This is a genomic window from Deinococcus pimensis DSM 21231 (assembly GCF_000519345.1).
Taxonomy (GTDB): Bacteria; Deinococcota; Deinococci; order Deinococcales; family Deinococcaceae; genus Deinococcus_A; species Deinococcus_A pimensis.
Map to the genome: position 1 here is coordinate 26,343 of NZ_KI912639.1, position 10,593 is coordinate 36,935.

Consider the following 10,593-nt stretch of genomic DNA (forward strand, 5'->3'; position numbering starts at 1 on the left):
GCGCGGCCTCCACGACCACGCGGGACGTGAGGTCCGGGGCGTCCACGGCGATCGTGACCTCCGCGTCGTCGTCCGTGCCCGCGGCGCGTTGCGGGCGGGCGCTTCTCGCGCGCAGGCGCGACAGGGCCTCGTGCCGCGCGACGGTGTAGACGAAGGCGCGTGGCGAGCCGAGCTCCGGGCGGTACTGCCGCGCCCGCTCGAAGATCCGTACGAACGTGTCCTGCACGACTTCCTCCGCCTCCTCGCGGCTGCCGAGCATCCGCAGGGCGAGGGCGTGCACGTGGCCCGAGAGCAGCCCGTGAAGCTCCGAGAGCGCGGCCTCGTCGCGCGCCCGGAGCCGCAGCATCAGCTCGACCTCCGTGTCCATGCCCTACTTGACCATACGCGCGGCGCGCGCGGGCGGATTCAGGCGGGCGCGCGGCCCCGGAGGGCCTCCACCAGCCCGTCCGGATCGATGGGGGTGAGCACGAGCGGCGGCAGGCCGCGGCGTTCGAGCACGACGACGGTGCCGCGCGGGTCGGTGCCGCGCACGTCGAGCGCGAGGTCGGGAAGGGCTTCGAAGACGAAGCGTCCGTGTCGGCCGTTCACGCCCTCCCAGCCGCCGAGCCGCCGCCAGCGGCCCAGCCGGGCGGTGCGGGCGCTCGCGCCGCGCAGGGGCACGCGGGTGGTGAGCAGCAGGTGCCGGATCTCCAGCACGCCACCCTTCACGACGTAGCGCACGCCCACGCCGGGCAGCAGCGCGACCCCGGCGACGGCGAGGACGACTCCGGCGCTGAACCACAGGCTCTGCGCGCCGGGCACGAGGAGCGCGGTGAAGACGAGCACGCCGAGGGTGAGCACGAAGAACCACGAGGCGGCGGTCGTGTCGACCATCCGGGCAGGGAAGACCACGGGGTCAGGATGGCGCGTCCGGCGGCGCGCGCCGTGGGCGCGGTGACGTTGTGAAGGATCGCTGGACAAACGCCCCCGCGGGTGAAAGACTTGTACCGAGTCCAATTTGTTTTCCTCCCGGAGGCGTATGAAGATCAATACAGCTGCCGTGATCGGCGCCGGAACCATGGGTGCGGCCATCGCCGCGCAACTCGCCAACGCGGGCGTCCCCGTGCTCCTGCTCGACATCGTCCTGCCCGACCAAGGTGACCGCAACTTCCTCGCCAAGGCGGGCCTGGAGCGCGCCCTGAAGGCCAGCCCCGCCGCCTTCATGGACCGGGACGCCGCGAAGCTCGTCACCGTCGGCAACCTCGAGGACGACTTCCACAAACTCGGTCAGGCCGACTGGATCCTGGAGGCCATCATCGAGAAGCTGGACGCCAAGCGCGACCTCTGGGCCCGCCTGGAGGGCGTCGTGAAGCCCACCGCGATCGTGTCGAGCAACTCCTCGGGCATCCCCATGCACCTGCAGGTCGAGGGGCGCTCGGAGGCCTTCCGCCGCCGTTTCGTCGGCGCGCACTTCTTCAACCCGCCGCGCTACCTGCACCTCCTGGAGGTCATCCCCACGCCCGACACCGACCCCGAGGTCGTGCGGGCCTTCGGCGACTTCGGCGACCGCCACCTCGGCAAGGGCATCGTCGTCGCGAACGACGTGCCCGGCTTCGTCGCGAACCGCATCGGCGTGTACGGCATGATCCGCACGATGCACCGCATGACCGAGAACGGACTCACGCCCGACGTCGTGGACGTCCTCACGGGCCCCGTCATGGGCCGCCCGAAGAGCGCGAGCTTCCGCACCGCCGACCTGTCGGGGCTCGACATCATCTATCACGTCGGCACGGACCTCGGCCGCGCCACACCCGACGACGAGGACTTCACCCTGCCGGCCGTGCTGCGCACCCTCGTCGAGGAGAGGAAGTGGCTCGGCGACAAGACCGGCCAGGGCTTCTACAAGAAGACGAAGCAGGGCGGAAAGACCGTCATCCTGACCCTCGACCTCGACACCTTCGAGTACGAGGACAAGGGCAAGGTGCGCCTCGCCAGCCTGGAGCCCATCCGCTCCCTGCCCCTCCCGGAGCGCCTGCGCGCGCTCTACGCCCTCAGGGGCCCCGAGGGGAACTTCGTGCGCGGCGTCATGCACGACGGCTTCTGGTACTCCGCGAAGATGGCGGGCGTGGTCTCCGACCGCGTCACGGACATCGACAACGCCCTCAAGTGGGGCTTCGGCTGGGAGCTGGGCCCCTTCGAGACGATGGACGTCCTCGGCGTGCAGAACGTCGTCGCCGCGCTCGAAGCGGAGGGCCGTGAACTCCCGCCCCTGCTCGCCGCGATGAAGCAGCAGGGCCGCGAGCGCTTCTACGACGAGGGCAGCGTCGTCACGCCCACGGGGAGCGCCGCGCCCTACCAGGCGCCGTACCTCGTCCTGAAGGACCTCAGGAAGGACGCCACGAAGGTCGTGAAGTCCAACAAGGGCGCCAGCGTCCTCGACATCGGGGACGGCGTGCTGCTCCTCGAATTCCACAGCAAGATGAACGCCCTCGGCGAGGACGCCGTCTCCATGATCCTCCAGGCGCACAGGGCCGTGGAGGAGCTCGGGTACGCGGGCCTCGTGGTGGGCAACCAGGGCGAGAACTTCAGCGCGGGCGCCAACCTCGCGCTTCTCCTGATGAACGCGCAGGACGGCGAGTTCGACGAGATCGACCTCGCGATCCGCATGTTCCAGAAGGCCACGACCAGCATGCGCTTCAGCCCGCACCCCACCGTCGTCGCGCCCTTCGGCCTGACGCTCGGCGGCGGCTGCGAGATGGCGCTGCACGCCGACGCGGTGCAGGCCAGCGCGGAGACGTACATGGGCCTCGTGGAGGTCGGCGTGGGCCTCATCCCCGGCGGCGGCGGCACGAAGGAGATGCTGATGCGCTTCACGGACGCCCTGATGCCCGGGCAGAACCTGATGCCCGCCGTGCAGCGCGCGTTCGAGCTGATCGGCACCGCCAAGACCAGCACGAGCGCGCACGAGGCGCGCGGCCTGGGCTTCCTGCGTGACGGCGACGAGATCAGCATGAACCGCGACCGCCTGCTGGAGGACGCCAAGAAGCGCGTGCTGGAGCTCGCGCCCGGCTACGTGCAGCCCACCATGCGTCAGGACGTTCCCGTGATGGGCGAGCAGGGGATCGCGGCGATCAAGGCGGCGCTCTACGGGATGGTCCAGGGCGGCCAGATCAGCGAGTACGACCGCGAGATCGGCCTGACCCTCGCGAGGATCCTCGCGGGCGGCAGCCACGTGTCGCGCACGGCCCGCGTGAGCGAGCAGCACCTGCTCGACCTGGAGCGCGAGGCCTTCCTGACCCTGACGGGCAAGCGCAAGACGCAGGAGCGCATCGCGCACACCCTCAAGACCGGGAAACCCCTCAGGAACTGATCTTCGCGACCCCCGTAACGGAAACTTTCTTGGACTCGGTCCAAACTAGAGGACAGCCATGACGCAACTTCAGCAGAACGACGCCGTGATCGTGTCCACCGTCCGCACCCCCGTCGGGCGCGGACTCAAGGGCACCCTCGCCAACACCCGCTCCGACGAGCTCGCCGCCATCGCGGTCCGCGAGGCCGTCGCGCGCGCCGGGATCAGCCCGGACCTCGTCGAGGACCTCGTCCTCGGCTGCGCCTTCCCCGAGGCCGAGCAGGGCCTCAACGTCGCCCGCCTCGTCGGGCTCCGCGCGGGCCTCCCCGACAGCGTCGCGGGCGTCACCGTGAACCGCTTCTGCTCCTCGGGCCTCCAGACCATCGCGCAGGCCGCCGCCAGCATCCGCAGCGGCTGGAGCGACGTCATCGTCGCCGGCGGCCTGGAGAGCATGACCATGGTCCCGCAGACCGGCAACGTCTTCAGCCCCAACCCCGGCCTCGTGGACGAGCGGCCCGGCGCGTACATGAGCATGGGCCTCACCGCCGAGAACGTCGCGCGGCAGTACGGCATCTCCCGCGAGGAGCAGGACGCCTTCGCGTACCAGAGCCACCAGCGCGCCGCGAGCGCGCAGGACCGCGGCGTCTTCGACGAGGAGATCGTGCCCGTCCCCGTCCGCGTGGACCGCGTCGTCGGAAAGAAGACCGTGCAGGACACCGTCATGTTCGCCACGGACGAGCTCGTGCGCCGCGACACCAACATGGAGGCGCTCGCCAAGCTCCGCCCCGCCTTCCACGCGCAGGGCAGCGTCACGGCGGGCAACTCCAGCCCCTACAGCGACGGCGCCGCCGCGAGCGTCGTGATGAGCGCCCGCAAGGCCGAGGAGCTCGGCCTCACGCCCATCGGGCGCATGATCAGCTTCGCCGTGGGCGGCGTCGCGCCCGAGATCATGGGCATGGGGCCCATCGCGGCGGTGCCCAAGGCCCTCAAGCTCGCCGGGCTGAGCCTCGCGGACATCGACCTCATCGAACTCAACGAGGCCTTCGCCAGCCAGAGCCTCGCCGTGATCCGCGAGCTCGGCATGGACCCCGAGAAGGTCAACGTGAACGGCGGCGCCATCGCGCTCGGCCACCCCGAGGGCGCGACGGGCGCGAAGCTCACCGCGACCCTGCTGCACGAACTGCGCCGACGCGGTGGACGCTACGGCATCGTCACGATGTGCGTCGGCGGCGGTCAGGGCGCGGCGGGCGTGTTCGAGGTGCTCTGACACTCCACCCCTGACCTCTCCTGAGCCGCCCGTGAGCCCACGCGGGCGGCTCGCCATGTGCGCGTCCCCAAGACGCGTTCACGGGCTTCTGACCGCCCGGCAATGTCAGCGGGGCATCATGGGCACACGTTGGTCAAGGTTGCTCACCGAACAGGAGACGCATGGCCGAACCCACCCCCGGCAGTGACGAGACACACCCCAGGCGCGGCAGCCAGGACGAGAACCCCTGAAGCTCCACGACGATCGCGAGGAGGCCCACCAGCGAGTCGGAGCCAACCCTGAAGGGTCCGGAAGTGCGCGCATCATGCGCCCCGGACGAGACGCCCACGCTCGGACGCGAGGCCGGGAAGAACCCGGCGAGAAGTCAACCAACCAGGACCGACGGGCGCGGCGGACCACACGAGAAGCACCCACTTCGGCGGCGATGAGAATCGCCGCTTTTCGTGTGGTGTGAGGTGGGCGCCGGGCGACGCTCCCCGCGTCGATATGCTGAAGACAGTTGTTCGGTCAAAGTGATGTATTTTCGGTCTTCGAATGTGTTTGATGTCTTTTTGATCTCTCGCGCCGTGCGTGAATCGGGAGCGTCCCCAAGGACCCCGAAAGCCCTGTTGAAGCGCGCCTGGCGCACCGTACGAGGTGACGCCCTGGTCGCGTACGCTGACCGTCGGGGACGCGGAGGGGTCCTGGCCGTGGTTCCACTGGTGGCCACGACGTTCGAATCCCTGGAGGGTCCACGGCGCGGCCTGAGGGCAGAATGCGTCTGGATCAAGCCCCAGGCCCATCTGCTGCTTCAGGACGAGGGCGAGTCGGCACGAAGCGCCAAGGCGAGGCTGACCGCGCTCATTCTTGGCGAACTCGTCGCGGTCGCTCGACGCAAGCGGTGCGGCTGGATGGCTGCTCCCGTCAGGACGATCCTGGTGGACCATGTTATGGAACTCGATCCCTGGTGGTCCGACCTGGGCTTGAGAGTCGGGCGGTTCGGCACCACCACCGAGCTCATCGCCCGACTCGGCAGAAGGTGATCCCCTCCGCGCCCCGGACCTTTCCGGAGCGCTTCGTGTCCTGAACCTGCCGGGCGGGATGTCACACGGCGCATGACTCAAGGACAACTACGCTGAAGCAAACTCATACCATTTCTGTTTCTATGCAGGATTCTCCTTCTTTCTCCGAATTTTTGATCCGTCGGGCCCGCCTCGACGAATACGGCGTCGTCGCCGGAGCGTTCGGCGCGGCCCACGGTTTCCGCCCGGACCGGGCCACCGTACTAGGATTGTGGCTCTCCGTCGTGCTCGGGCGTGTCCACGTCGTCCGTCCCGAACGCGAGGACGGAAAGGACGGCCCGCTCGTCGCGGCCTTCCGCGTGCGAGGCGTCCGACTTCAGACGCTGCGCGGAAGAGTCCACGGCCTCACGATGGACTTCCTCTGGGTGTCACCGCAGTGCGGCTTCGAGCTTTCCGATGCCGGGAACATGCCCTACACCCCGGTCCAGCTCACGCTGGCCCTGCTGGATCGGTTCAGGGACCTCGCCCTGTCGGTCAACACCCGGCGGGTGGGACCGCCCGTCCGTGTGCTCACCGCCTGGATCCCTTCGAATCTGGCAGAGGAGGTCCAGTCGCTGGAGTACCAGCGTCGCCGGGAAAGGGAACGCGCTTTACGCGTTCGAGCTCTGCGGTATCCCGACCTGTTCTGGACCCGAACCGGGAACGGGGACGGTCACCTGACCGAGATCGTCAAGCACTTGACGGGGGTGTGAGATGAGCAGAATCTACTCGCTCGCCCGGCTGGGCGATCTTCTAGGTTTGATCGGGCGTCACCCCAGGATGATCGTTAAGGTGGCCAAATTCGTTCCCGCCGCGTGGGACGGCAGGGTCAGCGTCGTTCGTGACACGACATTTCGTGGTGTCGTCGGTCTTTATCTCCTCAAGGAGTCCGAGCGCGGAGCTCACCTTGACTTCGTGTGGGTCAGTTCCCGGGTGCCTGACCGACTCGGGTACGCCCTCGATCTGATCAACGCGGCGGAGGGTGGCGTCCGACGATCGGGCGCCCGGTTCATCACGGTGAAGGCGGGAAACAGACTCGCCTACCACCTCGCCCAGCGTGGCTGGGTGTACAAAGTCGTGGGGCGTCCCGAAAGAGGTGAGCCTCACACCATGATCAAACGCTTCTCCTAAAAAGGGAGCGGCCCGCCGTGCGCAGGCCGCCCCTTTCCTTTCGCGAACTCAGTCGTCGGCGGGGGAGAGCGCGAGCTCCTCCTCCAGGTCGCGCCGCCGCGCGCGGTTGCGTTCGAAGCGGTAGAACACGCTCGGCACGAGGTAGAAGGTCAGCAGCGTGCTCGTGACGACGCCGCCGAGGATGACGATGCCGAGGCCGCGGCGGAACTCGGCGCCCTCGCCGCTCCCGAGGATCAGCGGGATGCTGATCACGAGGACCGTCAGGGTCGTCATGACGATCGGGCGGAAGCGCAGCCGCGCGGACTCCACGAGGGCGTCGTGGAGCGGCATGACCTTCATGCGGTCCGTGACGAACTCCAGGTACAGGATGGCGTTCTTGCTGCTCAGGCCCGTCAGGATGACCATGCCGAGCACGGTGATCACGTCGAGGTCCGTGCGGAAGAGCGCGAGCGTCCAGATCGCGCCGACCACCGCGAGCGGGATGGGCAGCAGCAGGTACAGCGGGTAGCGGAACGAGTTGAACTGCGAGCCCAGCACGAGGTAGTTCAGCAGCACCGCCAGGAGCAGCACGATGGGACCGTAGAAGATCAGGTCGCCCGTGAGGCCCGCCGCGCCGAACTGGCTGGCGTTCCCGAGCGTCACGCCGCCCGCGAGGATCCCGGCCTTCTCGGCGTTGTCGGTGATGGTGCGCTGGTACGCGAAGGCGTTGACGCCCTCGCGCAGGTTGATGTCGACGGTGCTGGCGTAGTTCTTGTTGATGCGGTTCACCGTCGCGGGCGCCTGCCGCAGGTCGTACGTGCCGAACTGCGAGATGGGGACGTTGGCGCGCAGGTTGCTCGCGAACACCGTCTGCCCGAGGAGCGCCTGCTCGCCGCTCACGAAGGTCGGGTCGAGCCGCACGACGATGTCGACGTTGTCGTCGCCCTCGCGCAGCGTCCCGGCGGTGGAGCCCTCGTTGTAGGTGCGCAGCGCCTGCGCGAGGTCGGAGGGCGTCACGCCGCTCCCGGCCAGCTTGGCGGGGTCGGGCGTGAAGGCCCTTTCGAGCCGCGTCTCCGTGAGGCTGCTCGTCGCGCTCGCGACGCTCGGGTCCGCCGCGAGCTGACGCAGCAGCGCGCGGTTGCGCTCGTTCAGGAGCGCCTGTGTGGGCGCGGTGAGCGCGAGGCTGATGTCGGCCGAGCCGCCCGGTCCGGGGCCGCCGGCGGCCACGACGACGTTGCTGCCGGGGATGTCCTTCACGAAGCCCTTGAAGGCCGCCTCGTACTGGGGAATCAGCTTCGTGAGGGAGGGCCGCTCGGTCTTGTCGACGAGCGTGACGTTCATGCTGGTGTTCTGCGGATCGCGCGCGCCGCCGAAGGGGCCGCCGCTGCCGACGGTGGTGCTGACGATCTTCACCTCGTCGCGGCGCAGCAGGAAGTCCTCCAGCCTGCGGGCGACCGCGTCGGACTGCGCGAGGCTGGTGCCCGCCGGGAGGGTGAGCTCCACCCCGAAGGACCCGGAGTCCGAGTCGGGCGTGAAGCTGAAGCCCACGGTGCGGAGCGGGACGATGACGCTCGCGAGGAACAGCGCGCCGCCGAGGATCACCCAGCCGTTGAACTTCAGGATGCGCGCGACGCTGCGGGCGTACGCCTCCTGCACGACCTCCACGACGCGGTTCGTGGCGCCGTGCAGGGTGTGCGTGACGGCCTCGAGCAGGCCGAGCAGCACCGTGAGGACGAGCCGCGTGAGGCCCAGCGCGAGCGGGTAGAGCAGCGCGAGCGCGAACACCCACGGACCCTGCGTATGCGACAGGAAGAACAGCCCGGCGATCACGGCGGCGAGCCCCACGAGGCCCCAGGGTCGCCAGAAGGTCCGCAGACCCCAGGTGAGGGCCTGCGGGCTGCGCCGCAGCACGCGCCCGAAGCCGCGCCAGTCGATGGGTTCGGGGTCGGTGGTGTACGCCATGCGCACCGTGAGGAACAGCAGCGACTCCAGCCACGAGAACAGGATCGCGGCGGCGAGGCCCAGCCCGAACTGCCGGAAGAAGTTCCCGAGGATGCCCGGCATGAAGCTCAGCGGGATCAGCACGGCCAGCAGCGAGAAGGACGCGGCGGTGACGGCGCTGAAGACCTCGCTGCCGCCCCGCAGCACGCTCTGGATGAGGCCGAGACCCTGGTCGCGGTAGCGCTGCACGTTCTCCGCCACGACGATGGAGTCGTCCACGACGATGCCGATCGCGACGATGATCGCGAGGAGGCTGATGATGTTGAACGTGAAGCCCAGCAGTCCGTACAGCAGGGGCGCGGCGGACACGCTGATGGGAATCGCGAGGATCACCGCGAAGACGGTGTTGAGGCGCCCCAGGAAGAGCAGCACGACGATGCCGACCGCGCCGATGCCGATCAGGAACTCCTTGAAGGTGTCCTCGACGCTGGCGCGCGTGACGCGCGTGTCGTCGCTCGCGGCGACGAGGCGGTAGCCCTCGGGCAGCTTGAGGTCGCGGATGGCGGCGCGCACGTTGTCGGACACCGCGACGGAGTTCGTGCCGGAGCCCTTGCGGACGGAGAGCAGCACGGCGGGCTGGCCGTTGACGCGCGCGTACGACGTGGCCTCCTCGGTGGTGGCGCGCACCGTCGCGACGTCCCCGACGCGGACGCCCGTCGCGGCGTCCACGACGATGGCCTCCACGTCCCCCAGGGTGCGGGGCGTGTTGCGCGTCGTGAAGCCGACGCGGTTGCCGTCCTGCGTGAGGTTCCCGGCGGGCAGGTCCAGCGCGGACGACTGAATCGCGCCCGTGACGCGCGCGGGCGTCAGGTTGAACGACTGGAGCTTCGCGGGGTCGAGCAGCACCTGCACCTGCCGTTCGGGACCGCCGCTCACGCTGACGTTCGCGACGTCCTGCACGCGCTCCAGACGGGGCACGAGCACGTCGTCGGCGTACTTCGTGACGTCCGCGATGCTCGCGCTGCCGCCCACGAGCGCGAGGCGGATGATGGGCTGCGCGTTCGGGTCGAACTTCTGCACGACGGGCGCGTCCGTGTCGGCGGGAAGCGTCGCGCGGATCGCCGCGACGGCCTGCGAGACGGAGTTCGCGGCGCTGTCGATGTTCGTGCCGTCGCGGAAGGTGATCGCGACGGTGCTGACGCCGCCCGCGCTGGTGGACGTGATCTCCGAGACGCCCGAGAGGGTGCTGACGGCGTCCTCGATGCGGCGCGACACCTCGCGGTCCACCTCGTCGGGCGTGCCGCCGGGGTAGCTGGTGCTCACGGCGATGGTGGGAATCTCGAAGCTCGGGAGGAGCTCCACCCCGAGCCGCGTCGTGGCGAGCAGCCCGAACAGCACGATCGCGACGAACACGCCGAGGGAGAACACGTACCGCGCGACGCTGAAGCGGATCGCGGGGTTGATGGGGACGTTCACGTCCGTCCCGCCGGGATGGCTCATGGGGTGCCTCCGCTGGCGGGCTTCTCGCCCGCCACCTGGATCGCCGCGCCCGACCCGAGGCTGGGCGGCACGGGATTCACGACGTCCTGACCGGCGTCCAGCCCGCGCACCGCGACGCGCCCGAGGGACTCGGCGACGACGCTGACCTCGCGCTCCTCGGCCCTGCCGCCGCTGGCGACGTACACGACGGTGCGGCTGCCCTGCGTCTGGAGCGCCGTGGTGGGCACGATGGTGCCCGTGGCGAGCCGCGCGCGGTAGGTGAGCTGCGCGACGGAGCCGACGCTGAGGTCCGCGCCGCTCAGCCTCGCCTTCACGGGGACGAGCCGATCCGTGCCCGCGACGCGGTTGCCCTCCGTGACGGTGCCCTGCACGCTCGTGCCGCCGGGCGTGGCGAGCGTGACGGTCGT

Annotated in this window: 9 protein-coding genes; 5 read left to right on the forward strand and 4 right to left on the reverse strand. The window is 69.6% G+C overall.

Going from position 1 to position 10,593, the window contains the following annotated elements; genetic code table 11:
* Window positions 1-367: RNA polymerase sigma factor (locus DEIPI_RS30125; RefSeq protein ID WP_052351689.1), on the reverse strand; the 367-nt coding region annotated here is incomplete at its 3' end.
* Window positions 368-405: 38 nt separating this feature from the next.
* Window positions 406-891: a hypothetical protein gene (locus tag DEIPI_RS0110465; protein WP_157463595.1), complete on the reverse strand. Its 486-nt coding sequence runs from the start codon at window positions 889-891 to the stop codon at window positions 406-408.
* A 127-nt stretch (window positions 892-1,018) separates the two neighbouring features.
* Here DEIPI_RS0110465 and DEIPI_RS0110470 point away from each other — a divergent pair, with 127 nt between their 5' ends.
* From DEIPI_RS0110470 to DEIPI_RS37655, 5 genes are all read left to right on the forward strand, one after another.
* Window positions 1,019-3,349, forward strand: coding sequence for a 3-hydroxyacyl-CoA dehydrogenase/enoyl-CoA hydratase family protein (locus tag DEIPI_RS0110470; protein ID WP_027481752.1), 2,331 nt, complete (start codon window positions 1,019-1,021; stop codon window positions 3,347-3,349).
* Between the two features lie 58 nt (window positions 3,350-3,407).
* Window positions 3,408-4,595 (forward strand): thiolase family protein, encoded by a 1,188-nt coding sequence (locus DEIPI_RS0110475; protein WP_045234074.1) that lies wholly within the window; start codon window positions 3,408-3,410, stop codon window positions 4,593-4,595.
* Between the two features lie 689 nt (window positions 4,596-5,284).
* Window positions 5,285-5,617, forward strand: coding sequence for a hypothetical protein (locus tag DEIPI_RS0110480; RefSeq protein WP_157463596.1), 333 nt, complete (start codon window positions 5,285-5,287; stop codon window positions 5,615-5,617).
* Window positions 5,618-5,739: 122 nt separating this feature from the next.
* Window positions 5,740-6,348 (forward strand): hypothetical protein, encoded by a 609-nt coding sequence (locus DEIPI_RS0110485; protein ID WP_027481755.1) that lies wholly within the window; start codon window positions 5,740-5,742, stop codon window positions 6,346-6,348.
* Window position 6,349: 1 nt separating this feature from the next.
* A complete protein-coding gene (locus tag DEIPI_RS37655) occupies window positions 6,350-6,766 on the forward strand; it encodes a hypothetical protein (RefSeq protein WP_157463597.1) in 417 nt (138 codons plus the stop codon).
* Between the two features lie 48 nt (window positions 6,767-6,814).
* On the opposite strand, the gene DEIPI_RS30130 is transcribed toward DEIPI_RS37655, so the two are convergent.
* Window positions 6,815-10,186 (reverse strand): efflux RND transporter permease subunit, encoded by a 3,372-nt coding sequence (locus DEIPI_RS30130; RefSeq protein WP_045234077.1) that lies wholly within the window; start codon window positions 10,184-10,186, stop codon window positions 6,815-6,817.
* Window positions 10,183-10,593 (reverse strand): hypothetical protein (locus DEIPI_RS0110500; protein ID WP_027481757.1); only part of this gene is annotated, 411 nt, incomplete at its 5' end. The genes DEIPI_RS0110500 and DEIPI_RS30130, both read right to left, overlap by 4 nt.